General features: G+C 68.5%; 18 protein-coding genes. 10 read left to right on the plus strand and 8 right to left on the minus strand.

The genetic code is table 11. The features are described 5' to 3' along the window. Positions 1–96: 96 nt before the first annotated feature. Both prpC and prpB read right to left on the minus strand, forming a co-directional pair. On the minus strand, positions 97–1,254 hold the full coding sequence (prpC, locus tag ACW6W5_RS07450; RefSeq protein ID WP_088432970.1) for a bifunctional 2-methylcitrate synthase/citrate synthase: 1,158 nt from the start codon (positions 1,252–1,254) through the stop codon (positions 97–99). A gap of 27 nt (positions 1,255–1,281) precedes the next feature. After that, positions 1,282–2,172: a methylisocitrate lyase gene (gene prpB, locus ACW6W5_RS07455; RefSeq protein ID WP_123730476.1), complete on the minus strand. Its 891-nt coding sequence runs from the start codon at positions 2,170–2,172 to the stop codon at positions 1,282–1,284. A gap of 163 nt (positions 2,173–2,335) precedes the next feature. Here prpB and prpR point away from each other — a divergent pair, with 163 nt between their 5' ends. After that, on the plus strand, positions 2,336–3,952 hold the full coding sequence (gene prpR / locus ACW6W5_RS07460) for a propionate catabolism operon regulatory protein PrpR (RefSeq protein ID WP_428999822.1): 1,617 nt from the start codon (positions 2,336–2,338) through the stop codon (positions 3,950–3,952). A 1-nt stretch (position 3,953) separates the two neighbouring features. On the opposite strand, the gene pdxH is transcribed toward prpR, so the two are convergent. After that, positions 3,954–4,553, minus strand: a complete 600-nt coding sequence (pdxH, locus tag ACW6W5_RS07465) for a pyridoxamine 5'-phosphate oxidase (RefSeq protein WP_121038902.1) — start codon at positions 4,551–4,553, stop codon at positions 3,954–3,956. A 41-nt stretch (positions 4,554–4,594) separates the two neighbouring features. On the opposite strand from pdxH, the gene ACW6W5_RS07470 reads away from it, so the two are divergent. Beyond that, a complete protein-coding gene (locus ACW6W5_RS07470) occupies positions 4,595–5,422 on the plus strand; it encodes a kinase (protein ID WP_152151978.1) in 828 nt (275 codons plus the stop codon). A gap of 27 nt (positions 5,423–5,449) precedes the next feature. Here ACW6W5_RS07470 and ACW6W5_RS07475 read toward each other — a convergent pair whose 3' ends face one another. Then, a complete protein-coding gene (locus tag ACW6W5_RS07475) occupies positions 5,450–5,653 on the minus strand; it encodes a dodecin family protein (protein ID WP_123730473.1) in 204 nt (67 codons plus the stop codon). A 95-nt stretch (positions 5,654–5,748) separates the two neighbouring features. Here ACW6W5_RS07475 and ACW6W5_RS07480 point away from each other — a divergent pair, with 95 nt between their 5' ends. The 6 genes from ACW6W5_RS07480 to mdtD all read left to right on the plus strand — a co-directional run bounded on the left by ACW6W5_RS07480 (position 5,749) and on the right by mdtD (position 10,794). Further along, a complete protein-coding gene (locus tag ACW6W5_RS07480; protein ID WP_121038911.1) occupies positions 5,749–6,291 on the plus strand; it encodes a shikimate kinase in 543 nt (180 codons plus the stop codon). Then, complete coding sequence (gene aroB / locus ACW6W5_RS07485) at positions 6,288–7,397, plus strand: 3-dehydroquinate synthase (RefSeq protein WP_152151976.1); 1,110 nt, start codon at positions 6,288–6,290, stop codon at positions 7,395–7,397. Before ACW6W5_RS07480 ends, aroB begins: the two co-directional genes overlap by 4 nt. A gap of 70 nt (positions 7,398–7,467) precedes the next feature. Then, positions 7,468–7,719 (plus strand): WGR domain-containing protein, encoded by a 252-nt coding sequence (locus tag ACW6W5_RS07490; RefSeq protein WP_121038917.1) that lies wholly within the window; start codon positions 7,468–7,470, stop codon positions 7,717–7,719. Positions 7,720–7,780: 61 nt separating this feature from the next. Further along, the gene (hemE, locus tag ACW6W5_RS07495; protein ID WP_152151974.1) at positions 7,781–8,854 is read left to right on the plus strand and encodes a uroporphyrinogen decarboxylase; all 1,074 of its coding nucleotides are present in this window, start codon (positions 7,781–7,783) and stop codon (positions 8,852–8,854) included. 239 nt (positions 8,855–9,093) lie between these two features. After that, complete coding sequence (locus tag ACW6W5_RS07500; RefSeq protein ID WP_458233637.1) at positions 9,094–9,333, plus strand: hypothetical protein; 240 nt, start codon at positions 9,094–9,096, stop codon at positions 9,331–9,333. Between the two features lie 57 nt (positions 9,334–9,390). Next, positions 9,391–10,794, plus strand: coding sequence for a multidrug transporter subunit MdtD (gene mdtD / locus ACW6W5_RS07505; RefSeq protein WP_152151972.1), 1,404 nt, complete (start codon positions 9,391–9,393; stop codon positions 10,792–10,794). A 50-nt stretch (positions 10,795–10,844) separates the two neighbouring features. On the opposite strand, the gene ACW6W5_RS07510 is transcribed toward mdtD, so the two are convergent. The 4 genes from ACW6W5_RS07510 to ACW6W5_RS07525 all read right to left on the minus strand — a co-directional run bounded on the left by ACW6W5_RS07510 (position 10,845) and on the right by ACW6W5_RS07525 (position 25,167). Then, the gene (locus ACW6W5_RS07510; RefSeq protein ID WP_226956604.1) at positions 10,845–14,375 is read right to left on the minus strand and encodes a hybrid sensor histidine kinase/response regulator; all 3,531 of its coding nucleotides are present in this window, start codon (positions 14,373–14,375) and stop codon (positions 10,845–10,847) included. 26 nt (positions 14,376–14,401) lie between these two features. Continuing rightward, positions 14,402–17,926: a two-component regulator propeller domain-containing protein gene (locus ACW6W5_RS07515; protein ID WP_193222766.1), complete on the minus strand. Its 3,525-nt coding sequence runs from the start codon at positions 17,924–17,926 to the stop codon at positions 14,402–14,404. After that, the gene (locus ACW6W5_RS07520) at positions 17,923–21,399 is read right to left on the minus strand and encodes an ATP-binding protein (RefSeq protein ID WP_193222765.1); all 3,477 of its coding nucleotides are present in this window, start codon (positions 21,397–21,399) and stop codon (positions 17,923–17,925) included. The genes ACW6W5_RS07515 and ACW6W5_RS07520 overlap by 4 nt, the downstream gene beginning before the upstream one ends. A 219-nt stretch (positions 21,400–21,618) precedes the next feature. Next, entirely contained in the window at positions 21,619–25,167 is a 3,549-nt protein-coding gene (locus tag ACW6W5_RS07525) for a hybrid sensor histidine kinase/response regulator (protein WP_152151964.1), read from the minus strand. 197 nt (positions 25,168–25,364) lie between these two features. Here ACW6W5_RS07525 and ACW6W5_RS07530 point away from each other — a divergent pair, with 197 nt between their 5' ends. Together ACW6W5_RS07530 and ACW6W5_RS07535 are read left to right on the plus strand one after the other, a co-directional pair. Further along, positions 25,365–26,078: a YceI family protein gene (locus tag ACW6W5_RS07530; protein ID WP_183073687.1), complete on the plus strand. Its 714-nt coding sequence runs from the start codon at positions 25,365–25,367 to the stop codon at positions 26,076–26,078. Next, positions 26,075–26,647 carry a cytochrome b gene (locus tag ACW6W5_RS07535; RefSeq protein WP_121038941.1) on the plus strand — a complete coding sequence of 191 codons (573 nt, stop codon included), beginning with the start codon at positions 26,075–26,077 and terminating at the stop codon, positions 26,645–26,647. The genes ACW6W5_RS07530 and ACW6W5_RS07535 overlap by 4 nt, the downstream gene beginning before the upstream one ends. The last annotated feature ends 1 nt before the right edge of the window (position 26,648 follow it).

Raw genomic sequence — 26,648 nt, forward strand, 5'->3', positions numbered from 1 at the left:
CCGGCGAAGAAGGAGTAGCGACGCCGCAACGGAGCAGACCGGCATCGCGCCGGCCTGCTCCGCAATGCACCCGCGAACGGGTGCGGTACGTCTGTCTTACTTGCGCTGGTCGATCGGCACGAAGGCCTGGTCTTCCGGGCCGGTGTAGTTCGCGCTCGGGCGGATGATCTTGCCATCGATGCGCTGCTCGATGATGTGCGCGCTCCAACCGGAGGTGCGGGCGATCACGAACAACGGGGTGAACATCGCCGTCGGCACGCCCATCATGTGGTAGCTGACCGCGCTGAACCAATCCAGGTTCGGGAACATCTTCTTGATGTCCCACATCACCGACTCCAGACGCTCGGCGATGTCGTACATCTTGACGTTCTGCTGCTCGGCGGACAGGTCGCGCGCCACGTCCTTGATGATGCTGTTGCGCGGATCGCTGACGGTGTACACCGGGTGGCCGAAACCGATCACGACTTCCTTGCGCTCCACGCGGGCCTTGATGTCGGCCTCGGCATCGTCCGGACTGTCGTAGCGCTTCTGCACTTCGAAGGCCACTTCATTGGCGCCGCCGTGCTTGGGACCGCGCAGGGCGCCGATACCGCCGGTGATCGCGCTGTACATGTCGCTGCCGGTGCCGGCGATGACGCGGCACGCGAAGGTCGAGGCGTTGAACTCGTGCTCGGCGTACAGGATCAGCGAGGTGTGCATCGCCTTGACCCACGAATCCTGCGGCTTCTCACCGTGCAGCAGGTGCAGGAAGTGGCCACCGATGGAGTCGTCGTCGGTCTCCACGTCGATCGCGCGGCCGTTGTGGCTCCAGTGATACCAGTACAGCAGCATCGAGCCCAGGCAGGCCATCAGCTTGTCGGCGATGTCGCGCGCGCCCGGATGATTGTGGTCGTCCTTCTCCGGCGACACGCAGCCGAGCACGGATACGCCGGTGCGCATCACGTCCATCGGGTGCGCCGACGGCGGCAGTTCTTCCAGCGCGGCCTTGACCGCGGCCGGGATGCCACGCAGCGACTTCAGCTTGGTCTTGTACGCCACCAGCTCGGCGCGGGTCGGCAGCTTGCCGTGGACCAGCAGATGCGCGATTTCCTCGAACTCGCTGGTGTTGGCCAGATCGGCGATGTCATACCCGCGGTAGTGCAGGTCGTTGCCGCTGCGGCCGACGGTGCACAGCGCGGTGTTGCCGGCAGCGGTGCCCGACAGGGCGACGGATTTCTTCGGCTTGAAGCCGGGGGCGGTAGTGGTGTCGCTCATGATCCCTCCAGAAAACAGTGTGCGGTCTTACTTCTTGGCGGCGAACAACGCATCGAGCTGCTGCTCGAAGGCGTGGTAACCGATACGGTCGTACAGCTCTTCGCGCGTCTGCATCGCCTCCACCACATTACGCTGGTGGCCCTCGCGGCGGATGGTCTCATACACGTTCTCTGCCGCCTTGTTGGCCGCGCGGAACGCCGACAGCGGGAACAGCTGGATGGCGACGCCGGCCGAGGCCAGCTCATCGCGGCTGAACAGCGGCGTGGCGCCGAACTCGGTGATGTTGGCCAGCACCGGCACCTTCACCGCATCGACGAAGCGGCGGTAGGTCTCAAGATCGTAGGCGGCCTCGGCGAAGATGCCATCGGCACCGGCCTCGACGCAGGCGATGGCCCGTTCGATCGCCGCATCCACGCCATCGACCTGGATGGCATCGGTGCGCGCGATCAGGAAGAAGTCCGGATCGGTCTTGGCATCGGCGGCGGCCTTGACCCGGTCCACCATCTCACCCTGCGACACGATCTCCTTGCCCGGGCGGTGACCGCAGCGCTTGGCGCCGACCTGGTCTTCGATATGGCAGGCGGCCGCGCCGGCCTTGATCAGCGACTTGACCGTACGCGCGATGTTGAACGCGCTCGGGCCGAACCCGGTGTCGATATCCACCATCAGTGGCAGGTCGCACACATCGGTGATGCGGCGCACGTCGATCAGCACGTCTTCCAGTGTGTTGATGCCCAGGTCCGGCAGGCCCAGCGAGCCGGCCGCGACGCCGCCGCCGGAGAGGTAGATCGCCCGGTAGCCGGCGCGCTTGGCCAGCAGCGCGTGGTTGGCGTTGATCGCGCCGATCACCTGCAACGGCGATTCGGCGGCCAGTGCGGCGCGGAAACGGGCGCCAGCGGAGGAAACAGGGGTGCTCATGCGGCATTCCATCGTGGTTGACCTGTACATAAGCGCAAGGGCCGTGCCAGCTGGCAAGTGTCTGATTTCATTGAGGCAGCGCGATGACTGCAGCGTTTCACCTTGAACTATTGAAACATCTGTAACATGGATGGAACTGAAACATCGAAACATGCCCATGTCGATCAGCCTGCCCCGACACCGTTCCCGCCTGTCCGATCCGGATGCCGGCCAACTGCCCGTGATCTGGACGGTCAGCGTGTCGCGCCTGACCGGCCTGCTCGGCGATGTGATTCCGGAGTTCGACCGCCGCGCCCGCATCGTGCCGATCAACCTCGGCTTCGAGGAGGCGGTGGATGTGATCGGTCAGCGCCTGCGGCGCGAACACTGCGACGTGGTCATCGCCGGCGGCTCCAATGCCGCCTACCTGCGCAGCCGGCTGGAGGTACCGCTGGTGCCTATCCAGGCCAACGGCTTCGACCTGATGGAAGCGCTGGCGCGCGCACGCCGGATCGCCCCGCGGATCGGTCTGGTCACCCATGCCACCGATGTGCCGACCTTCGGCAGCTTCCAGCACAGCTTCGGGCTGGACATCGAGCACCGCCGCTTCGTGACCCGTGAGGATGCGCGCGACTGCATCGCCGATCTGCGTGCCAACGGGATCGAGGTGATCGTCGGCACCGGCATGGCGATCGACCATGCCGAGCAGGTCGGGCTGCCCGGGGTGCTGCTGTACTCGGCGGACTCGGTGCGGCAAGCGTTCGAACATGCCTTGGAGCTGACCCAGACCCTGGCCCGTTCCGGGGCATCGTCACTGCGGCGGCGGGTACCGGCCAAGCGCCGGGAGGCGGACCACGCCCTGCTCGGCGACAGCACGCCGATGCAGCAGGTGCGCGAGCACATTGCGCTGTACGCCCCGTACGACAGCACCGTGCTGGTGACCGGCGCGACCGGCACCGGCAAGGAACTGGTGGCGCGGCAACTGCATGCCGCCAGCGGCCGCCGGGGTCGTTTCGTCGCGCTGAACTGTGGGGCGATCAGCGAGTCGCTGCTGGAAGCCGAGCTGTTCGGTTACACCGAAGGCGCGTTCACCGGCGCACGTCGTGGCGGCCGTGTCGGTCTGGTGGAAGCGGCCGAGGGCGGCACCCTGTTCCTCGATGAAATCGGCGAACTGCCGCTGCCGCTCCAGACCCGGCTGCTGCGTGTCCTGGAAGAGCGCGAAGTGCTGCGCGTGGGCGCCACCGAGCCGACGCCGGTGGACGTACGCGTGGTCGCTGCAACGCTGCAGACGCTGGAATCGCTGGTGGACACACAACGCTTCCGCCGCGATCTGTACTACCGTCTGGCCGCGCTGCGCATCGCGCTGCCCACGCTGCACGAACGGCGCGAGGATGTCCCCGTGCTGGTGAGCCACTTCTTCCGGCAGCTCGCCGGCATGGACGCACCCTTGTCCGCCGAGGCGATGGCGCGACTGCGCGACTACGCATGGCCGGGCAATGTGCGCGAACTGCGCAACATGGTCGACCGCCTGCGCATCCACTGGCAGCAGCAGCCGGGCACCTTGTCGCTGCCGCAGATGCTGCAGTGGTTGCCGGAGCTGCATGCGGTGCAGCGCCCAGGGGGGCTGCCAGGCCCCGGCGGCCCGGCAGCGCTCACCGCTGCCTCGCCGGCGCGACCGGATGCGGCCGCGCTGCAGCAGTTGCTGGCCGACTGCGGCGGCAACCGCGAGCAGGCCTGCGCGCAGTTGGGGGTCTCGCGGACGACGCTGTGGCGTTGGCTGCGCGAGGCAACGCCTGCCTAGATCAGGGGAACAGCATCCGCTTGCTCCACTGCCCGTCCGCGCCGATCTCATAGCACCAACGCTCATGCAGGCGGAACTGCGCGCCGTACCAGAACTCGATCCGCTGCGGCACCACGCGCAGCCCGCTCCACCCTTCCGGGCGAGGCACGTCGCGGCCGTCGAAGCTGGCTTCGGTGGCGGCCACGCGCGCATCGAATTCCTCGCGCGAGGTCAGCGTCCTGGACTGCAGCGACGCCCACGCACCGATCTGGCTCATGCGCGGCCGCGAGGCGAAATACGCATCGGCCTCGGCATCGCTGACCTGCTCCACGCGGCCTTCGATACGCACCTGGATGCCGGCCTCGCGCAGACTGCGCCACAGCAACAGCAGCGCCGCCTGCGGATTGGCCTGCAGCTCACGGCCCTTGTGACTGTCCAGGTGGGTGTAGAACACGAAGCCGCGCTCATCGAACGCCTTCAACAACACCGTCCGCGCGGAGGGCTGGCCGTTCTGGTCGGCCGTGGCGACGGTCATCGCATTGGGTTCAACTTCGCGGCTGGCCTTGGCTTCCTCGAACAGCCCGGCAAAGGTGGATAGCGCTTCGGCATACAGATCGGTCATGGCGGTTTTCTTGTCACGCGGTTTGGGTTTATTGTCGCTGCATGCCTGCACCTGCGTACATGCCCCCGACGAAAGGTTTTCCGGATGCACTGGTCGCGCAGGCGCTGGACGACGCGCTGGGCTGCGGCGCGGCGGTTCCAGTATTGGCGATCAGCGGCCTGCAGGGGAGTGGCAAATCGACGCTGGCGGCCCAGGTGGTCGCATTGGCGGCATCGCGCGGCCTGCGCGCGGCCATGCTCTCCATCGACGATGTGTACCTCACCCGTGCCCAACGCCAACGTCTGGCACGGCAGGTGCATCCGCTGCTGCTGACCCGCGGTCCGCCGGGCACCCACGACCTGGCCTTGGCCCATGCCACGCTGGATGCCGTTGCGGCCGGCGGCCCGGTCGCACTGCCCCGCTTCGACAAACTAGCCGATGAGCGCCAAGCCGAAACGGACTGGCCGCGCATCGACGGCCCGCTTGACCTGCTGGTGTTCGAAGGCTGGTTCCTCGGGACCCCGGCGCAGGACGAGACCGATCTGGACCCACCGCTCAACGCACTCGAGCGCGAGGCCGACGCGGACGGCCGCTGGCGGCGCTGGTGCAATCACGCCCTCGCCACCGACTACCCCGCGCTCTGGCAGCGCTGCGACCGGCTGTGGTTCCTGCAGCCGCCGGATTTCTCGGTGATCCCGCGCTGGCGCTGGCAGCAGGAGCAGAACCTGCAGGCGGCCCAGCCCGACCGAAGCAGCATGAGCCGCGCCCAGCTGGAGCGCTTCGTCCAGTATTACGAACGGGTCAGCCGGCAGGCACTGCGTACCTTGCCCGCGTTGGCAGACACCGTCATTGCGCTCGACGAGCAGCGCCGGATCATTCCGACGCGCTGACCACGGCCACCAGAAGGTGCGCGGGGATCAACCGACCAGGAAGGTCACCCGCAGATTCACGCGCCATTCGGTGATATTGCCCTCGCCATCGGTCACCACCTTGGTTTCATTGATCCAGGCGCCCTGGATGCCTTTGACCGTTTCGGCCACCTTCTTCAGGCCACTGCGTACGGCGTCTTCCACGCTGGTTTTGGAGGACGCGTTGATCTCGATGATTTTGGCGACGGACATGGGGCGCTCCGGTAGCGCGCGGGACAGTCCGCGCCGGCCCACCATGGGGGCCGGCGCGTAAAGGCGATGGCACGGAGATGTTAGGATCGAGGGTAATGAACCCCGCTCCGAACCTCATCCTGATTGGCCCGATGGGCGCCGGCAAAACCTGCATCGGGCGCCGGCTGGCCGAGCGCTTCACGCTGGACTTCGTGGATGCCGACCAGGCCATCGTGGACAGCACCGGGGCCAGCATTCCGGCGATCTTCGAGCACTCCGGGGAGGCCGGCTTCCGCCAGCACGAGCGGCAGGTCCTGCACGCCCTGCTGGACGGCCACGGTCAACTGATCTCCACCGGCGGTGGCGCGGTGCTGGATCCGGTCAACCGCGCGGCGATCGCCCGCCGTGGTTTCGTGGTCTACCTGCGTGTCAGCGTGCCGGCCCAGCTGGAGCGGCTGGCCCGTGACCGCGGCCGCCCATTGCTGCAGCGCCCGGACCGCGAACAGGTACTGCACGACATGGCCGCCGCCCGTGACCCGCTGTACCAGGGCCTGGCCGACCTCACCCTGGATACCGATCTCTACACGCCCGCCGAGGCCACCGCGCAGTTGGTGCTGCGCCTGGCCGCGCAGTGGCAGCGACAGGAAACACCCGAATGACCCCCTCCCCGCGCACCGTTGCCGTCAGCGGCGACACCCCCTACACCATCCACATCGGCCCGGGCCTGCTCGGCCAGGGCGAGCTGCTGGCCCGCCATGTGCGCGGTCGCCATGTGCTGCTGCTCAGCGATTCCTCGGTCGCCCCGCTGTATCTGGCCGGGGTGACATCGGCGCTGCTGGCCGTGCGCCCGGACCTGCTGATCGGTGAGTTGGTGCTGCCGGCCGGCGAGGCCTCCAAGACCCTGGCCCACTTCGGCGATGCGATCACCGCACTGGCCGCCCTCGGTGCCACCCGCGATGCCTGCGTGATGGCGCTCGGTGGCGGCGTCGCCGGCGATCTGGCCGGCTTCGCGGCCGCCTGCTGGATGCGCGGTGTCGACTGCGTGCAGTTGCCGACCTCGCTGCTGGCGATGGTCGATTCCTCGGTCGGCGGCAAGACCGCGGTAGACATCCCCGAAGGCAAGAACCTGGTCGGCGCCTTCCACCCGCCGCGCGCCGTCATCGCCGATACCGCCGCCCTGCGTACCCTGCCCCCGCGCGAGCTGCGGGCCGGCCTGGCCGAGGTGATCAAGTACGGTGCGATCCGCGACCCGCTGTTCTTCCAGTGGCTGCAGGCCGAACATGCCGCGCTGCTGGCCGGCGATGACACCGCGCTGGCCCAGGCCATCGCGCGCAGCTGCGAGCACAAGGCCGAGATCGTGGCGCGCGATCCGCTGGAAAAAGGCGAGCGCGCCCTGCTCAACCTCGGCCACACCTTCGGCCACGCGATCGAAACCGAACAGGGCTACGGCGCACCCGGCAACGACAACCTCAACCACGGCGAAGCCGTCGCGGTCGGCATGGTCCTGGCCGCGCGCCTGTCGGCCCAGCTGGGCATGAGCGGGGACGCCGACACGAACCAGCTGCGCGAGCTGCTGCTGCGCTACGAACTGCCGGTCGCCATTCCGGCCGGCCTGCAGCCCGAGGCGCTGCTGGCCCGGATGCGGCTGGACAAGAAGAACGTCGCCGGCCGGCTGCGCCTGGTGCTGTGGCGCGGGATCGGCCGGGCCGAAGTGGTCGCCGATGTCGACGAGGCCGACGTGCTGCGCGTGCTCGCCGCCGGCTGAGCCTGCGACGTTACGCCGCACCTGCCCGTCGCTGACGGCCGCCTGCGGCGTTCACGGCTACAATCGGGGCATGCGCGTCTTCCTGCACCACCACGCCCGCGGTGCCGATCCGGCCCGCTATCTCCAGCTCACCCTGCAACCGGACCTGTTCGGTGGCTGGGAGCTACTGCTCGAGTCCGGGCCCATCGGCGGGCGCGGGCAGCTGCGCCGCGAGCAATACCTGCAGGAAGACCTGGCGCTGGCCGCGTTCGAGAAGGCACGCGATGCGCACCTGCACCGCGGCTACGAAGTGACCTATACCAGTGGCGATCCGCCGCACTGAGCGGCCCCCACCGCCCTGCCCCCATTCGGCCCCGCGCCACCAGATCCCAAGGAAGCGTTCCGTGACCATCCCCTCCCGCCATGATCGCCTGCTGCGCGCCCTGCGCCGCGAACCGGTGGACTGCACCCCCGTCTGGCTGATGCGCCAGGCCGGCCGCTACCTGCCCGAGTACCGCGCCACCCGCGCCAAGGCCGGCAGCTTCCTGGCGATGGCCAAGAACCCGGATATCGCCTGCGAAGTCACCCTGCAGCCGCTGCGCCGCTTCGACCTTGATGCCGCCATCCTGTTCTCGGACATCCTCACCATCCCCGACGCGATGGGCCTGGAGCTGTACTTCGTCGAAGGCGAAGGCCCGAAGTTCCGCCACCCGGTCCGCGACGCGGCCGCCATCGCCAAGCTGGCCGTGCCGGACATGGAAACCGAACTGCGCTACGTGATGGACGCGGTGCGTGTGATCCGTCGCGAACTGGATGGCAGCGTGCCCCTGATCGGCTTCTCCGGCAGCCCGTGGACGTTGGCCTGCTACATGGTGGAAGGCGGCGGCAGCAAGGACTTCGCCCGCATCAAGGCGATGGCCCTGAACGAACCGGCCGCCCTGCACCAGCTGCTCTCGGTCGTCACCGACGCGGTGATCGCCTACCTTGCCGCCCAGCGCGCGGCCGGCGCCCAGGTGCTGCAGGTGTTCGACACCTGGGGCGGCGTACTCAGCCCCACCATGTACCGCGAATTCTCCCTGCGCTACCTGACCCGCATCGCGCAGGAACTCGAACGCGGTGAAGGGGCCGACCGCACCCCGCTGATCCTGTTCGGCAAAGGCACCGGCCTGCACCTCGGCGCTCTTGCCGACACCGGCGCCGATGCCCTCGGCGTTGACTGGACCCTGGACCTCGCCGATGCCGTCGCCCGCACCGGCGGCCGCGTCGCCCTGCAGGGCAACCTCGACCCCACCACCCTCTACGGCAATCCCGCCGCCATCGAACGCACTGCCGGCCAAGTGCTCGACAGCTACGCCCAAGGCAACGGCGGCTCCCGCGAAGGCCACGTCTTCAACCTCGGCCACGGCATGTCCCCGGACATGAATCCCGAGCACGTGCAGGTCCTGGTGGAAGCCGTCCACCGCTTGAGCCGGCGCTGATCGCCGCTGGTGGATAGCCGGCCAGCGGCCGGCACTACCCGGGCATGGCCGACGACGCGCGCGTTCTGCATCCAGAACGCGTGCTTTCGTTTCCACCCTCGAGACGGACGACGCATGCCGTCAGCAGTTGATCGGCGCCGATCATTGCCGCGCGGCGCGCGGCCATCCACGCATTGCGTGGATCTACCCATCTCATTCCCGGCATCACGTCCATTCCCGGCCATCAAGACGAGCGTGTGATGGCCTGCATTTTCCGTGGCAGCCAACCAATTGTCATGGGTGTGGCACGGGTGGGTTGGCGGGACCATGAGCGCCATGGATGGCGCGACATGAGCCTCCATGGACGGATTTACGGCGTGTCCCGCCGACCCACCCGTGCCGCAGCCTCTCCGGGACACCGACCGCACCAATGCTTCGGCTTCGGCTTCGGCTTCGGCTTCGGCTTCGGCTTCGGCTTCGGCTTCGGCTTCGTCTCTTGACCACACCCTGATCCCACATCGGCGATCATATCGCCCTCGTTGACGAAGGCCCGCACCATGACGACCAGCAGCTACGCCTCGATCCGGCCCCTGTTGTGGCTCGTATCGCTGGCCATCTTCATGCAGATGCTGGACTCCACCATCGTCAACACCGCCCTGCCCGCCATGGCCCGCAGCCTCGGCGAAAGCCCCCTGCAGATGCAGTCCGTCGTCTTCAGCTACGCCCTCGCCGTCGCCACCTTCATCCCCGCCTCCGGCTGGATCGCCGACCGCTTCGGCACACGGCGCACCTTCCTCGTCGCCATCATCCTGTTCACCCTGGGCTCGCTCGCCTGCGCCCTCGCCCAGACCCTGCACCAGCTCGTCGGTGCACGCGTCCTGCAGGGCATCGGCGGCGCCATGCTGCTGCCGGTCGGCCGCCTCGCCGTCATGCGCTCGGTCTCGCGCGAAGAATTCCTGCGCGCCATGAGCTTCATCGCCATTCCTGCCCTGATCGGCCCGCTGATCGGCCCCACCCTGGGTGGCTGGCTGGTCGAAGTCGCCTCCTGGCACTGGGTGTTCCTGATCAACCTCCCGATCGGCATCATCGGCTATGTCGCGGCCATGAAAATCATGCCCGACCACTACGCTGAGCACCGCACCCGCTTCGATATGGCCGGCTACCTGATGCTGGCCTTCGGCATGGTCGTGCTCTCTCTCGCGCTGGACGGTATCTCCGGCATGGCCACGCCCCATGCCTTGGTCATGCTCATGACCGTCGCCGGCCTCGCCGCGCTTGTCGGCTACTGGCTGCATGCGGCCAACTCCACGGCGCCGCTGTTCTCGCTCGCGCTGTTCCATGTGCCCAGCTACCGCATCGGCATCCTCGGCAACCTGTTCTCGCGCATCGGCAGCAGCGCCATGCCGCTGCTGATTCCACTGCTGCTGCAGGTCGGCATGGGCATGAGCCCGATGAACGCCGGCCTGTTGATGATCCCGGTCGCCGCCGCCGGCATGGTCTCCAAGCGCTACGCGGTCAAACTCGTCGAGCGCTTCGGCTACCGCCGCGTGCTGATGGTCAATACCGTTCTTGTCGGCCTGGCGATGGCCAGTTTCATCTTCATGACACCCGGCCAGCACCTGTGGATCCGCATCGTGCAGCTGGCGCTGTTCGGCGCGGTCAACTCGCTGCAGTTCACCGTCATGAACACCGTCACCCTGCGCGATCTGGATCGCGACTTCGCCAGTGCCGGCAACAGCCTGCTCTCGATGGTGATGATGCTCGCCACCGGCTTCGGTGCCGCGGCGGCGGGCAGTCTGCTCGCGGCCTTCAATCACCTCGATGCCTCGCACGGCGCGACCGCCGCGCTGCACGCCACCTTCGTCTGCGTCGGCGCTATCACGCTGACGTCCACGCTGATCTTCTGGCAGCTGCCCGATACCCGGCCGTCGCCGCGGGATGTCGAAGAAGTCGCCGAGTAACGACAGGCACGTGACGGCAGGCACACCGTCAGCGGACCAACGGTCCGCTGCTACCGGGTGGCGTGCAATACGCGCGCGATTGCCTCCACCAGCAGATCGCCGGTCACCGGCTTGCGCAGGAACGCATCGAAGCCGGCCTGGCGTGCCTGCTGCTCGATCGACGGATCCGTCCGCGCCGTCACCGCGATCAACGGCATCTCGAATCCCTGGCTGCGCAGATGCTCGGCCAGCGCGATGCCACCCAGCCCGGGCAGATCCAGGTCCATCAGCAACACCTCGAACGGCGCCTCGCTGACCTCGCGCAACGCCGACAGCGCGTGCTCGGCGTGTACCACCTCATGCCCGCGCGCCGACAACAACCCGCTGACCACCTCGGCCACGGTCAGATCGTCCTCCACCAGCAGGATACGCAACGGTGGCAATACCCATTGCCCACCTTCGGCCGTTCCGCTCGCGTTGGTCGTCCCGGCCTCCAGCGGCAACGGCAGTGTCACCGTGAAGCGCGTGCCCACGCCGAGCTGGCTCTGGACGCCAATCTGCCCCTGCATGGCCAGTGCCAGTTCGCGACAGATCGCCAGGCCCAGCCCGCTGCCCCCGTACTGCGCGGCGGTGCGGGCGCCATCGGCCTGCTCGAAGCGACGGAACAAGCGCTCCTGCTGATCAGCGCTGATGCCCGGTCCGGTATCGGATACTTCGATGTGCAACCCGCGGCCAGGCGTGATCGCCCGCAGCGTCAGGCGTACTTCGCCGTGGCTGGTGAACTTGACCGCGTTGCCCAGCAGATTGAGCAGGATCTGACGCACACGCAGTTCATCGCCGATGGTGCGCGTGCCGGGCGATACCGTGTTGTCGACCACGAACCGCAGCCCTTTCTGTTCGGCCAGTGCCGCCATCAGCGCACAGACATCGCCGATCGGCCGCTGCAGCTGGAAGGACTGCGCCTGCAGTTCCAGCCGCCCCGATTCGATCCGGGCCAGGTCGAGCGCATCGTTGACCAGGTGCAGCAGATGCTCGCCGGCATGCCGGATCGACTCGGTGTAGCCGCGCTGCTGCGCGTTCAACGGCGAGGACAGCAAGAGCTCGCTCATGCCCAGCACCCCGGTCATCGGCGTGCGTACTTCGTGCCCCAGATTGGCCAGAAAGCGCGTCTTGGCCATCGAGGCCTGCTCGGCGAGCTCCTGCTTCTGCAGCGCCAGCTGATAGGCATGCCGGCGCTGCAGCCGGCGCCGGTACAACCAGGCGAACAGGCTGAGCAGCAACAGCACCGCCGAGGTCAGCAGCAACAGTCCGGACAGGCTGCGCCACCACGGTGGCAGCACGCGGAACTCCAGTACCTGTACCCGCGACCAGATATGGTCGGCCGAGCGTGCCTGCACCTCCAACCGGTAACGGCCCGGTGGCAGACGGGAGAACAGGCGCTCACCGCCCGGCCCCACTTCAACCCAGTCCGGATCGTAGCCGGCCAGGCGGTAACGATAGTTGTTGGAGGTGGAATCGGCGAAGGACAGCAGCCGCGCCACGATCCGCAGGTCGCGATCACCGTCGGCGATGTCCAGCGGCACCGCATGGGTCAGGTCCAGCACGCGCTCGCCGCGGCGCACCTCCACCCGTTCGATCACCAGCGGTGCACGGCGGGTCGCCGGCTTGACCAGCGCCGGATCGAACACCACCACCCCGGCTGGTGTGCCGCCAACGATGCGTCCGCTCGGCGTCAACGTCAGGGTGCGGCGGCGGAACTCCTGGCTGGGCAGGCCATCGTGCACGCCGTACTGGCGCACACTACCGGCCTCCGGATCGACCCGCACCAGCCCGCGTGCATTGGCTGCCCACACCACGCCCTGCCGATCCACCACCAGCCCGGTCGCGTTGATCGCCGGGTAGCCCGCACTGCTGCCGATCACTTCCTGCAGGGTCAGCCGATCACCCTGCCAGGCATAGTGCGAGAGTTTGCTGTCCTCGGACAGCCACACCGTGTCATCGCCGGCCAGCGCCATGGCGTAGACCCCTGCCGCAGGGCCACCCGGCAGGGGTTCGAACCGCGAACGCGCCGCCACCCACTGCAGCAGGCCCTGGCCGGTGGCCACCCACAGCCGATCCTGCGGGCCGCACCGGATATCCAGCACGTTCTGCCCCGTGCTCAGCCCGGCATGGCCCAGTGCCACCCGGTGCAGCACGCGTCCCTCCAGGTCGCGCTGCTGCAGGCCATTGGCCGATGCGGTCCACAAGCGCTGGCCGTCGCAGATCGCCAGGGATTCGATCGCGCCGTCCATCGCCGCATCGACCGCGGCATCGCGCCCCCAGCGCCGTATGCGCTTCTGCCCGGGGTCGTAACGCAACAGCGCATCCCAGGAGCCGATCCAGACCTGGCCGCGCGGATCTTCGAGCACCGACTGCAGCCACTGCGTGCCGTCCACCCAGGTCCGGTGCTGCTCGACCCGCCCGCTCACCGGATCGAACTTGTCCAGCGCACCATGCGTGCCGACCGTCCACACGCCCCCGTCGGCGGCCGCGCCCATGCCCAGCACATACGCGTTGCGCAGCGAGGCCGGATCATCTTCCAGCCGCGACAGCACCGAGAACTGCCACCAACGCGGCAGCAGATGCCACAGGCCGCCGTTGGTGCTGGCCAACCAGATGCCGCCCTCGCGATCTTCATAGGCACCGGTCCAGTTCGGGCGCACCTGCCCACGCGCGATCGCGCTGTACAGCGGCACCTGCTGGAACTGACCGTCCATGGCGCGGCCCAGGCCGGAGCGGGTATCGAGCCAATACCCGCCCTGTTCGTCGCGCAGCATCATGCCCAGGATCTGATCGCCTTCGGCCACCGCCCAGGGCGCCGGTTCGAAGCGACCGTCCGGCCGACGCACCGTGACCCCGGCATTGCTGTTGATCCACAGACTGCCATCCGCCTCGGCGGTGAGCCCATTGATGACACGCGCCGGCAGCTGCGCGCTGGGCATCAGGTCGAAATCGTGTCCGGTCCAGCGCGCCAGCCCGGCCTGCGAGCCGATCCACAACGTGCCATCGAGCGTGGTGGCCAATGAGCCGACCGATGCGGCCGGCAGACTGCGTGGATTGCCGGGCTCGGGCATGAAGCGCGTGAGCGTACCGTCGCGCTCCAGCCGATGCAGGCCGCCCTGGTAGGTCCCGAACCAGATCGCTCCATCCGGCGTGGACGCCACGCTCCAGATCGTGTTGCTGCCGATCTCCGGGTGGCTGTCACGGTCGTAGAAGCGGATCTCGCGGCGATCGGCCGACATCATCGCCAGGCCGGCATTCTCCGTACCGATCCACAACTGATTGCGCGCATCCACGTGCACACTCCAGACGTGGTTGTCGCGCAGGCCGTCCTCGGCACGCCAGATGCGGTAATTCCGGCCGTCGTAGCGGGCCAGGCCATCGTTGGTGGCGATCCACAGATAGCCGTAGCGATCTTCGGCCATGCGGTTGACGGTGTTGGATGGCAGACCATCGAACACGGTGAGTTGCCGCGGCGTCGGCGGTACCGGCTGGGCCGACGCAAGCGTCGGCCAGAGCACACACAGACCGATAAGCAACGGCCACAGCACTCGCAACACCAATGGCTCTCCCGGGTCTATCCGTTCATTCACCGCCGCCGCCCGGAACGGGCCTGCCGCCCCTGACCACCCCGGTCGTCGGGCAACGCCCCGCATAGTAAACCGTTCCCCGCACCGGCACGATCCACACCCGGCGGCCCCATCCGCTGCATCGCAGCCCGCAGCGCATCGCCCTGCAGCGGCTTGTGCACCAGGCCGTCGCCCCCGGCGGCCACGACCTGCGCTTCAAGATCCGGATCCCGACGCGCCGTGAGCACCAGTACCGGCAGGCGGTGCCCCTGCTGACGCAGCAGGCGCAGCAATGACAGTCCATCCATGCCCGGCAGGTCCAGGTCCAACAGCATCAGTTGCGTGCCGGGGCGGGCCAGCGCAGTCAGCGCAGCCAGCGCGTGCTCCGCATGGACGACAACGTGGCCGCGTACCTGCAGCAGACCCGTGACCACCTGCGCAACGAGAGGATCATCTTCCACCAGCAACACCCGCAGACCATCGATGTCATCGTCGATGTCCTGCGCGTCCTGACCCGCCAGCAGCGATGGGCAACGGTCCAATGGGACGCTCAATGTGGCCTGCCAGCGACGATCGGGCAGCTGCAGGACACACAACCGCCCCTGCATCGCATCAGCCAGCACATCGACATCGGCCAGTGCCTCGCGCACCCGGGACAGCCGAGGAGACGGACAGGCGCCCGGCTCGGCCATGACATCCAGCAGCAGACCGGTGCGTCCTGGTCGCCAGGCCATGCGCAGAGTCACCAGGGTGGCACCGCTCTGCGCGGCGAGTCCGCAGGACAGCCATTGCACTGCCTCCCGCAACCGGTCCGGATCGCCCTCGACACAGGCGTCGGCCGGCAGTGGATGTGCCGATGACAGCTGGCAACCGGACACCGCCAGACCGCACGCCACCGCGGCATGCACGTCGAGCCACCATGGCCCGAGGGCAAAACGCCGCCGCTGCAAGGTCACCTTGCCGGCCTGCAGCCTGGCGTTCTCCAACGCTTCATCGACCACTTGCAGCAATGCACGTCCGCCCTGTTGGATGTGCAATACCTGTTCGCGCGCGTCCGCGGGCAGCGGCGCCTCCAACAGCAGCTCGCTCATGCCCAGCACACCGGTCAGCGGCGTCCGCACTTCATGGCCCAGCGTGGCCAGATAACGCGCCTTGGCCTGCGCGGCCTGTTCGGCCCGCGCCTGCCGGCGCGTGGCCGCCCGCCACGCGTTTGTACGTCCGCGGTGACGCCGCAATCCCCAGGTTGCCAGCACCGCCCCTGCGAGCGCGCCCATCCACAGCAGCGCCCAAGCCCCGGGATGCGCCCAGCCGCTGTAGGCCACCTGCAGATGCGTCTGCTGGACCGGCGACCAACGCCCATCCTCGCCACGCGCCTGGAATTCCAGTACATGTTCGCCCGCGGGCAGGCGCGGAAAGCCGCGCGTACCGCGTTGTCCGGCACGGACCCACTCCGGGTCTTCGCCACGCAGCCGGAATCGATAGTCGACGGCCCCCCCCTGGCTGCTGCTGAGCAGGCGCGCTGACAGCTGGATGTCGCGATCATCGGCGTTCAGGCGCAGCGGCTCGGCGGCCGGCAACTCGATCCAGCGCCGCTGGCGGCGCACTTTCACACGGTCGATGACCAAGGTGGGAAGCACCGTCGCCGTCAACATCCCGGCCGGATCCAGCGCAAGCACGTTGCCGGTCTGATCCATCGCCAGCAGATGGCCGCCGGCTGCCACCAGGCTGTCGTCCAATGCCATCACCGGCAGTCCATCGTCGGCCGTGTAGAGCCTGGCACTGCGACCGTCCAACGCCAGACGCACCACGCCGCGCGCGGTAGTCGCCCAGACCGCCCCGTCGCTGGCGCCGGCCAGTCCCCGCGCAAGCGCCACGGGCAGGCCGTGCGCTGCATCCAGGCGCAGCGTGGGATGCAGGCGACCTGCGTCGCTCCGGAATACCGTCCATCCCTCCACATCAGCAACCCATAGCCGGCCGTCGGCATCCAGGTGCAAGGCACTGACCTCCCGTCGCGGGCCGCCCGGCACGGGATCGAAACGGCCGGCCGCGGGCTGCCACTGCTTGAGTCCGTCGCGGTCGCCCAGCCACACCTGCCCGGCGATGTCACAGTGCAGGGCGAATGCCGCGGTGCCGGGACGCAGCCCCACTGACTCGTACGTGGCACTGCCCAGCAGGCGCCCATCACCTGCGCGCTGTTCCAACCGGCCATTCCCGGCAAGCCACAGCCGATCGCCACACTGCTGCAATGCGGCGTGCGGCGACGCCACCGGGCCACCGGTGGACCCCACCCGCCAGCGCCGCTGCCGTCCCCGCACGGGATCGATACGGGTCAGCCACGGCGCAGCGAACACCCAGACGCCGCCGTGACCGTCGTCGCTCACCACATGGCGATCCGGGCGCTCGGGTGCATGCGCATAGGCCCATCGCGGCCGGTTGAATCCGTGCTCCGGCGAAATGCGTGTCAACCATCCATCGCGCACCCACCACGCCTGCCCGTCGGCGGCAGGGGCCAGCCCGCCCGGTGCGGTGGAGGCGTGGGCAAGGGGCGCGGCGAAGCGCTCCAGGTGGCGCCACTGCGCGCCGAGCCGCCAGACCCCCTGATGAGTGCCCAGCAGCCAGACCCGTCCCTGGCGATCCTCCAGCACGCGCACGATGCGCGGCTCATTGGGCCCCTGCAATCTCGGCAGAGTGAGCGCGTGACGATGCTGCCCCTGCCAGTCCTGCCACCACAGCGTCGACCCGTCAGCGAACCAGTCCCCGCCTGCGCGGCTATGGCCGAGCCAGCGTCCGCGTTCGCGCCCCTCGCGCTGTATCTGCCACGCCGGCAACTGCCGCCGCACGGTGCCTTCTGCGGTGCTCGACCACAACCGCCCCTGCGCGTCCAGGCCCAGGGCGGTCACCGCCGCGGACGATGCCCCCAGCGTCGTCGGTGACTGGAACCGGCCCTCCTGCCAGCGGGCCAGGCCCGCAGCGCTGCCGATCCACACAGCGCCCTGGGCATCGGCAACCAGGTGCTCCACCCGGGCCGATGGCAGGCCGCGGCCATCGGTCGCGGGCAGGTACTGGTGCAGGCGACGATCGCGGGTGAGGCGGAACAGCCCGGCATCCCGGGTGCCGAACCAGACGCTGCCGTCGACCATCGGCTGGATTGCCAGCACCGGACTGGCCGCCATCGCCGGGGCGGACGGCCCTGCCCACCGCGCAAACTGTTGGCGATCGGCCGACAGGCGCTGTAAGTAGCCGTTGGCCGTGCCTATCCAGAGCTGATCGCAGGCATCCAGCGCGATGCTGCGGACCTCGTTGTCGGCCAGCCCATGCTCCATCCGCCAGACGCGGAAACCACTGCCGTCATAGCGGGCCAGGCCATCGCCGGTGGCGAACCAGAGGTAGCCCTGCCGGTCCTCCACGATCTGATGCACCACATTTGATGGCAACCCATCCACGGTCGTGATGCGTACTGCGGGACTCGGGAACGCCAGCACGGCGGCCGGCAGCAGGCAGCACAGCAGCGCGAACAGACACCGCAGCATGCCGCCCCGGCTCATGCGCCGCGCCGGCATCGGGCCAGACACGCCGTCAGAGTCGCCCGGCTCACCGGCAGCCGCAGGAACAGGTCGAACCCCGCCGCAATCGCCTCACGCTCGGCGCCGATGTCCGCGCGCGGTGTCAGGGCCACCCTGGGGATCCCCGGCCAGCGGCGCGATAACCATGCGCCCGCCCGCTCGCCGCCTACGCACAGGACCGGGTCAACCACGATGACATCCCAGCGCCCGTGCTCCCTCAGTGCCTTGGGCATGGCCTCCAGCCCGGGCACGCACAGCCCCACATGGCCGAGCGAGCCGAGCAGAGCGCGCAGAACATCGGTCACACTCGTGGCCGGATACACCACGAGCACCCGCAGCTCGCCGACGCCGTTCGCATCCTGTGGTGCGCACGATGGTGCATCGCTGGGAATGGCATCGCTGCGCGGCAACGGCAATCGCACCTGGAAGCAGGCGCCGTCGCCCGGACGGCTGGTCACCGTGATGTCACCGCCCATCGCCAGGGCCAGGTCGCGGGAAATGGACAGCCCCAGGCCGCTGCCACCGTAACGCGCGGCCGTCTGTGCCCCGTCGGCCTGTTCGAAACGCTGGAACAGGCGCTGGCACTGCGCTGCGGTCATGCCCGGGCCGGTATCGACAACCCGCAGCAGCACGTCCTGGTCCTGGCCTGCGCACTGTACCTGCAGTCGCACCTCTCCCTGTGCGGTGAACTTCAGTGCGTTGCCCAGCAGATTGAGCAGGATCTGGCGCAGGCGCGGGGCGTCGCCTATGAAAACCGCCGTCGCCGGCAGCGTGCTGTGCCACACCAGCGCGAGCGACTTGCCCTGCGCTACCGGGAGCAACAGCGCGTGCACCTCTTCGATCAACCGTTGCAGCAGAAAGGGGCCCGGCTGCAACTGCAGCTGACCGGATTCGATGCTGGCCATGTCCAGGGCGTCATCCACCAGCCGCAGGAGATGTGCGCCGGCGTAGTGCAGGCTGTCGACCTGGCTCCGCTCCGCCGGTGTGAGCTGCGTACGCTGCAGCAGCTCGCTCCAGCCCAGCACCACGGTCATCGGGACGCGTATGCGGGCGCCCAACGTCCCCAGGAAACGGGTGCGCTGCAGGGACGCCCGCTCGGCGCGGTGCTGCCGCGCATGCAGCCGGCGCCAGCGGCGTTGCCGCCGGCGCCGCGCCAGCCCGCCCCAGGCCCCAAGCCACAGCGCCGCCGTTCCACCGGCCACCGCCGCGTACCGCGCGGTCCGCGTCTGCCACCAGGCCGGAACCACCTGCAGCGCAATGCGGCGAATCGGCGACCAATCCCCATCGCCTTGCCGCGCCTGGACCTCCACCGTCTGCAGACCCACCGGCAAGCGCTCGAACACGCGCTGCCCCGCAGCACCGTTCTCCTGCCAGTCCGCGTCGTGCCCCTGCAACCGGAACCGGTAGCGCACGCGCGAGGGTTCGCCGCCGGACAACAGGCGCGCGGATACGCGCACGTGCCGATCGCCGCCGGACAGCGGCACCGGCGCAACGCCGACCGGCAGGGTGACCTGCACGTTGCCGCGCCGCGCGGTGATTGCGTGGACCACGAGCCCGGCATGCCCCGCCGGGCGCACGATCGTGGCCGGATCGAACAGCAGCACACCGCCTTCGTGTACGGCAGCGACCACATGATCCCCGGCGGTGCGTACCATCCGGCGCGGCAACACGTCATGTCCGGGCAGGCCATCGTCGCTGCCGAACTGGCGTATGCCGCCGCCATGCGGGTCGACCCGGATCAGGCCACGGGTGCCACCGGCCCACGCCACGCCACGCACGTCCACCACCAGCGCCCGTGCCAGCAGGTGCGGATAACCGTGTACCACGCCGAAGCTGTGTGTCTTGCGCAGCCGCTGCCCATCCCACCGGTAACGCCGTAACACGCCTGGACTGCTGATCCAGTAGTCGCCATCCGCACCCCGCGCGATTGCGCCCACGTCGTCCTGCGGGGCACCGTCGACCGCCGCGAAACGCTCCTGCGCTGGCAGCCAGCGTTTGAGCCCGGTGCGATCGGTTGCCCACAGCACGCCGTCGTCGGTACACAGCAGTTGCGGGCCGTTCGCCGGGGGCATCAGGCCAAGTGCCTGTGGAACAGCGGACAACTGCAGCGCGCCGTCGGCATCACGTCGCTGGATCCGGTCAACACGCGCCAGCCACAGCGAGCCGTCGCGGCAGGACTCCAGATCGACCGCGCCCGTACTGCCCTCCCAACCCAGCAACCAATGCCGCAACTGGCCTGTGCCGGGCGTGTATCGAGACAGGGTGTTGCCGCTGGTCAACCAGAGCCGCCCGTGACGATCTTCGGCCATGCCCACTGCCTCGGGGTGCAGCCGTTCGGGCCGGTAGTGGAATCCGGCATCGCTCTGTCCGGTCCGCACATCCACGCGCTGCACACGCCCATTGTCACCGGCGATCCACACCCGTTCGCCGGCGGACGCTGCCAAGGCCAGCACGTAGTGCGCATCCAGGCCGGGCCAGCCATCCCGGGCCGCGGGCAGCAGGGTGAACTGGCGCCAGCGCGCAGGAAGATGCCACAGTCCCCGCCCCTGCCCGATCCACCACACCCCACCGACCCGGTCCTGCAAGGCATGACTCACCCCTGCGGGCCTGCGGATCGTGCCGTCGAGGTCGCGCAGCGGCACTGGCTGCGGTGCGCGTCCGTGAGGGTGCCGTACCAGGCCGGTTGCATCGGTGGTCCACAATTCGCCTTCGCGGCTGCGCAGTACCGGCATGCCGGGCGCCGTCGGCACCCGCGGTGTGCCAACGGCATCCCAGCGGTGCACGCCGCTGCGGGTGGCGGCCCACACACCGCCGTCCGGATCGGGCCAGAGCGACTGGACATCCACCCGCCCACCGCGCCGCAACGGCACGGCGACGAAGTGCGTGCCTGCACGACGCAACACCCCGTGCGAGGTGCCGACCCACAGGCTGCCGTCGCGGTCGACGGCCAAGGCATTCACCCGCAGCGCGCGTCCGAACGGGTGCGGTAAGGGGACGGCGCACCAACGGCCATCGGCCTGCCGTGCAAACAAACCGTCCGCGACAGTGCCCACCCAGAGCGTGCCATCAGGCGTACTGGTCACCTGCACAATGCCAGTGCGCGGCAGTACCGCGGCCGCATCCCCGGGCATGCTCTGGAACACGCTTCGATCAGCGGACAGCTTCACCAGCCCCTGGGAGGCGGTGGCCAGCCAGAGCCGATCCTGCGCATCGACATGCAGCGCGCGCAGGTCCAGATCGAGCAGGCCCTGTTCCCGTCGCCATGCGCGGAAGCGATGGCCATCGAAGCGCAGCAGACCATCATCGCTGGCGAACCAGAGGTAGCCTTCCCGGTCTTCGTCGACCGCACGGATCACCGGGGTCGGCAGCGCGTCGGCCGGACCGAGTGGGCGTGGCCACGGCAACGTGACAAGCGTACCCGCCGCGGCAACCATCGGCAGCCAGAGCAGGACCACCAGCATCCGGCCTGCCCAGCGCCCGCCCCCCTGTCCGGATCGGCCCTCTGACACTCCCTACCCCGACCATCCTTCGCAGCGTGAACCGCACGATAGGCCGAAGCCATCGGAACGAAGCCGATCAGGCCGGTACCGCGTCACAGGTCGATGAATGAACTTTTCGATCAATAGAGCAATTGCGAAACATCGCGACAATCGTGGCCGCGGAACCGCGAGCACTCAGTACCGGAGTGACTTGCCCGCGCGCGCCTGCACGATCGCATCCACCAGCATGTCGCCGGTCACCGGCTTGCGCAGGAAGCCATTGAATCCGGCGGCCAGCACCTGCTGCTCGGCGTAAGCATCCGAGCGCGCAGTCACCGCGATCAGGGGCAGCTCATAGCCCATCGCGCGCAGCTGCGCGGCAATCGCAATGCCATCCAGCGCCGGCAGGTCCAGATCGAGCAGACCTACATCGAAGCTGCCTGCCGCTACTTCTGACAATGCCCCCAGGCCATGCAGCACGTGCACCACGTCGTGCCCGCGGGTGCGCAGCAGACCGGCGATGACATCGGCCACGGTGGCATCGTCCTCCACCAGCAGGATGCGCAGCGGTGGCAGCTGCGTGCGCGTCTCCTGGCCCGGGTCACGTGGCGTGCCAACCGGCTGTACGGTCCACGGCAGCGGCAGCGATACAGTGAAACGGGCCCCATCACCCGGCCGGCTGTCGATCTCGATCCGGCCGCCCATCGCCACCGCCAGTTCCTGGCAGATCGCCAGGCCCAGGCCGCTGCCGCCATAACGCGACGCGGTGCGGGGACCGTCCGCCTGTTCGAAGCGATGGAACAACCGCTCCTGCTGGTCCTGGTTGATGCCTGGCCCTGTATCGGAGACCTCGAAGATGATCGCGCGCCCGTCATCGGCCAGCTCGACACCGAGCCCGACATGACCATGTTCGGTGAACTTGATCGCATTGCCGAGCAGGTTCATCAGGATCTGCCGCACGCGCATCTCATCGCCGCTGACCTGCACTGGGCCGGGCAGGTTGAAGCTGCGCTCGAACGCCAGGCCACGGTGATGGGCCATCGGCTCCATCAACGCCTCGACCTGATCCAGCAACGACATCAGATCGAACGGCCGCAGATCCAGTTCCAGCCGCCCTGCCTCGATGCGGGCCAGATCCAGCGCATCGTTGACCAGACGCAGCAGATGCTTGCCCGCATGCTGGATCGAGCCGGCATAGCCGCGCTGCACCTCATCCAGCGTGGTGGACAGCAACAGCTCGCTCATGCCCAGCACACCGGTCATCGGTGTGCGCACTTCGTGCCCCAGCGTGGCCAGGAACCGGCTCTTGGCCTGCGAGGCCTGCTCCGCCAACTGCTGCTTGTGCACCGTCAACTGCCACTGCTGGCGGCGGCGCAGGCGTGCACGCGCGACATACGCCAGCGCTGCGACCCCGATCAGACCGAGCAGCACGTAGCCCACGACCGCCCAGCCACTGCGCCACCACGGCGGGCGCACCTCCAGCTCCAGGGTACGGGGCGGCGTCCAGGCGCCCTGCGGGGTCGCCGCCTGCACCTCGATGCGGTAGCTTCCGGACGGCAGGCGCGACAGCAGGCGCTCGCCGTCGGCCGCCTGCATCACCCAGTTCTGGTCATACCCGGAGACCCGGTAGCGGTAGCGGTTGCCGTGTGGGTTGGCGAATGAAAGCAGACGCGCGGACACGATCAGATCGCGGTCCTGCGGCCCCAGCACGATCGGTGCCTGCGTCGGCAGCATCTGCTGCCCTTCGGCATCGTCGCGGCGGACCTGCACGCTGTCGATCACCAGCTGCGATGGCGGCAACAGCATGTCCGCCGCATCCGGATCGAAGCCGACCAACCCGGTCGCGGTGACCGCCAGGACGCGACCATCGCGCGCCTGCACCGGTGGGCGGTTGCTGAACTCCACATCCGGCAGCCCATCGCGTTCGCCATACAAGCGCAGCCGACGCTCGGCGCCCTGCCAGCAGATCAACCCACGCGGGGTGGTTGCCCAGACCTGCCCGTGACTGCCCAGCGCGAGCCCGCCCATCGACACAGCGGGCATGCCCTGGGCAGCGCCGACACGTTCGCGCAGGCTCATGCTCAGCCCATCCCAGCGATAGCGCTCCAGCGCGCCCTGACGTGCCAGCCACAGTTCATCCGGGCCGGTCCAGGCCGCATCGTAGATGCTGCCGCGGGAAATGCCCGGCACCTGCTCGAAGCGGCCATCGCGCCACCGCATCAGGCCCATGCTGTCGCCCATCACCCAGAGCTGCCCACGCGGATCGAACACCATCTGCTCAACCGGGTTCTCGGTCAGCCCACGGTGCTGGTCATTGCGGATGGTATCGAGCACGTTGCCCTGGGCATCCCGGCGCTGGATGCCGAAGTTCATGATTGACAGCCACAGCTCGCCATTGGGCGCCTGGCGGATCAGATCGATGCGTTGGCGCACATCGGCACCACCGCCGATCTTCCATTCGCGCAGCATGCCGGTAGCCGGCTGGTACAGATTCAAACGACCCGCGCGACCGATCCACACCGCGCCGTCCTCGCGGGGCAGCAGCGACCACGCGGCCCCAACCCCGATCTGTTTGTCGTCGGCGATCTGGCGCAGCTGGCCCTGCGCATCCAGCGTATAGAGGCCGTGCGCACCTGAGATGTAATAGGTATCGCCCCGCGCGGCCGCGCCGAGCAGATAGACGCTGTCCAATGGCTTGCCGTCGAGCTGGTACCAGCTGGAGAAGCGCTTCCAGTCCGGCGGCAGATACGCCAGCCCCTGGGTCAGCATCGCGACCCACAGGCCGCCTTCATGATCCTGCAGCATGTCCAGCACACCGCTGCGTGCGGTCAGGAAGCCACTGCCGGCGTCGCCGGCGAGCAGCCGCACCGCACTCGCGTCGCCGCGGTACAGGCCATCGGCCGTGCCCAGCCAATAGCCGCCATTGCGATCGTGGATCACCGTGGCCGCACGCACATCGGCACTGAGCTTCCAGGGCGCCGGATGGGCCTGGTCGTCGGCACCGATCTGGAACAACCCGCCTTCGGTGCCCGCCCATACGGTGCCATCGGGCTCTCGGGTCAGGCGGAATACGCTTTTACCGCCCAGCAGGGCCGGCGCGATCCGCGTGAAGCGGTCGCCATCCCAGCGGGCGACACCGTTGGAGGTCCCCACCCAGACCCGCCCCTGCGGATCGGCCAACAGACTGTAGATGGTGTTGTCGGGCAGGCTGCGCGGATCGTTCGCGTCGGCCTGGTATCTGACCAGCGTCCCGTCCTCGCTGCGCCGGCATATGCCGTGCTGGTTGGTGCCGATCCACAGCGATTGCGCGGCATAGGCCAGCGACCAGAACTGGCCCTCGCACGCCGCATTGAGCTCGGGGAACCGCGCGAACGCGCTGCGGTCGGGGCCGAGCATGCTCAGGCCAACGCCATTGCTGCCTACCCAGACACGATCCTGTGGATCGATGAGCAGGGTTTCCACTTCGTTGCCGGGTAGCGAGCCGGGCTCGGCTGGATCGTGCCGCCAGACCCGCAGGCCGACCCCGTCCACGCGGGCCAGGCCATCATCGGTACCGGCCCAGACATAGCCTTGGCGATCCTGTGCCAGCGCCAGCACCATGCGCGACGGCATGCCTTCGGCCGCACCCAGGCGGCGCAAGCGTGGCGTCTCTGCCGATGTCCCTGCGGCTTCCAACACTGACGGCACTGCGCACAACCACAGCCCCAACAGCACGATGCCTGCACCCCAGCGGCGCGTGCTCATCGATCCGGATCTCCCTGTTGGTGCGGATTGTCACACAGCGATCAGGACGGTGTCCGCATTCTGGGGGCGGCTGCCGCGGATGGAACGGGCTGTTTCCGTCCCGTGCAAGGAAGGCAGCATTGGCCGCCCGTGCTGTTGTCGGGCGCACCACGATCTGTTGCAGCCATGACGCTGCATCCCATGACACAGCTGTGCGTATGATCGCCCCAGACCCTTATGGAGCCAGCGCCTTGCTCAAGCGCCTGACCCTTTCCCTGCTGCTGGCGGCCACGCCGCTGCTCGCCATCGCCGCCCCGGACAGCTATCGGCTCGATCCGGTGCACACCCGTGTGCTGTTCGCGGTGGAGCATGCCGGCTTCTCCCACGCGCTGGGCACCGTGTCCGGCAGCGAAGGCGTGCTGGTGTTCGATCCGGAGGACTGGCGCAGCGCGCGGCTGGAGGTCAGCGTGCCGATCCAGCGCCTGGACCTGGGCGATGACAAATGGAACACCGCCACACTGGCGCGCAACCTGCTCGACGGCGAGCGCTTCCCCGAGGCGCGGTTTGTCTCGACCCGGGTTGAACCGATCGATCCGAACCACGCCAACGTCATCGGCCAGCTCACCGTACGCGGCGTGACCCGTGAGGTCACCCTGGCCGTCACCCTCAATGCGCTCAAGCGTCATCCGCTGCCGCCGTTCCGCCGCACCGCCGGTTTCTCGGCCACCGCCACGCTCAGCCGCAGCGCCTTCGGCGTGGACGGCTGGGCCTCGATGATCGGCGATGAGGTGCAGCTGCGGATCGAAGCGGAGGCGGTGCGCGATCGCAACGCCGGTGATCCCGCCGACGCCACCCCCACCGATGCGCCGGGAACTCCGGCCCCGCCGGTTGACTCAGATACCCCACAGCCGGTCCAGGAGACCACGCCATGACCGCCAAGAACACCCCGACCCGCTGGGGCGGCGTCAGCCAGACCCTGCACTGGTTGATCGCCGTGTTGATCCTCGCCCTGGGCATCGTCGGGCTGACCATGGGCGAATTGCCCAGGACCCCGAAGTATTTCTGGGTCTACACGATGCACAAATCGATCGGCATCACCGTCCTGGCCCTGGTCGTGACCCGCCTGCTGTGGCGTCTGTACGCGGGCGCGCCACATCCGGTGCCGGGCACGCCGACCTGGCAGGAGCGCGTCGCCTCGGCCACGCATTGGCTGCTGTACGTGCTGATGTTCGCCATTCCGCTGTCGGGCTGGCTGTACGACTCGGCCAGTGGCCTGCGTCCGTTCCGCTGGTTCGGCCTGGTCGATGTGCCCAAGCTGAGCGCGCCGGATGAACGTGTCACCCAGATCTCGCACGCCATCCATGAGTGGGGCTTCTGGCTGCTGATCGCCGTGGTCGTGGCCCATGCCGGCGCCGCGCTTTACCACCATTTTTACCAACGCGATGCCACGCTTGCGCGCATGCTCCCGCAGCGCTGGCTTGCCTCCCCCCAGAAGGATTGAC

The organism is Stenotrophomonas sp. IS26 (assembly GCF_054188265.1).

Bases quoted from the DNA above. Each gene is read 5' to 3' on its own strand.
- prpC (WP_088432970.1), bottom strand. From the start codon at position 1,254: ATGAGCGACACCACTACCGCCCCCGGCTTCAAGCCGAAGAAATCCGTC.
- ACW6W5_RS07490 (WP_121038917.1), top strand. From the start codon at position 7,468: ATGCGCGTCTTCCTGCACCACCACGCCCGCGGTGCCGATCCGGCCCGC.
- ACW6W5_RS07535 (WP_121038941.1), top strand. From the start codon at position 26,075: ATGACCGCCAAGAACACCCCGACCCGCTGGGGCGGCGTCAGCCAGACC.
- ACW6W5_RS07530 (WP_183073687.1), top strand. From the start codon at position 25,365: ATGATCGCCCCAGACCCTTATGGAGCCAGCGCCTTGCTCAAGCGCCTG.
- ACW6W5_RS07470 (WP_152151978.1), top strand. From the start codon at position 4,595: ATGCCTGCACCTGCGTACATGCCCCCGACGAAAGGTTTTCCGGATGCA.
- ACW6W5_RS07500 (WP_458233637.1), top strand. From the start codon at position 9,094: ATGGCCTGCATTTTCCGTGGCAGCCAACCAATTGTCATGGGTGTGGCA.
- prpB (WP_123730476.1), bottom strand. From the start codon at position 2,172: ATGAGCACCCCTGTTTCCTCCGCTGGCGCCCGTTTCCGCGCCGCACTG.
- ACW6W5_RS07525 (WP_152151964.1), bottom strand. From the start codon at position 25,167: ATGAGCACGCGCCGCTGGGGTGCAGGCATCGTGCTGTTGGGGCTGTGG.
- ACW6W5_RS07515 (WP_193222766.1), bottom strand. From the start codon at position 17,926: ATGAGCCGGGGCGGCATGCTGCGGTGTCTGTTCGCGCTGCTGTGCTGC.
- mdtD (WP_152151972.1), top strand. From the start codon at position 9,391: ATGACGACCAGCAGCTACGCCTCGATCCGGCCCCTGTTGTGGCTCGTA.
- pdxH (WP_121038902.1), bottom strand. From the start codon at position 4,553: ATGACCGATCTGTATGCCGAAGCGCTATCCACCTTTGCCGGGCTGTTC.
- ACW6W5_RS07480 (WP_121038911.1), top strand. From the start codon at position 5,749: ATGAACCCCGCTCCGAACCTCATCCTGATTGGCCCGATGGGCGCCGGC.
- aroB (WP_152151976.1), top strand. From the start codon at position 6,288: ATGACCCCCTCCCCGCGCACCGTTGCCGTCAGCGGCGACACCCCCTAC.
- ACW6W5_RS07475 (WP_123730473.1), bottom strand. From the start codon at position 5,653: ATGTCCGTCGCCAAAATCATCGAGATCAACGCGTCCTCCAAAACCAGC.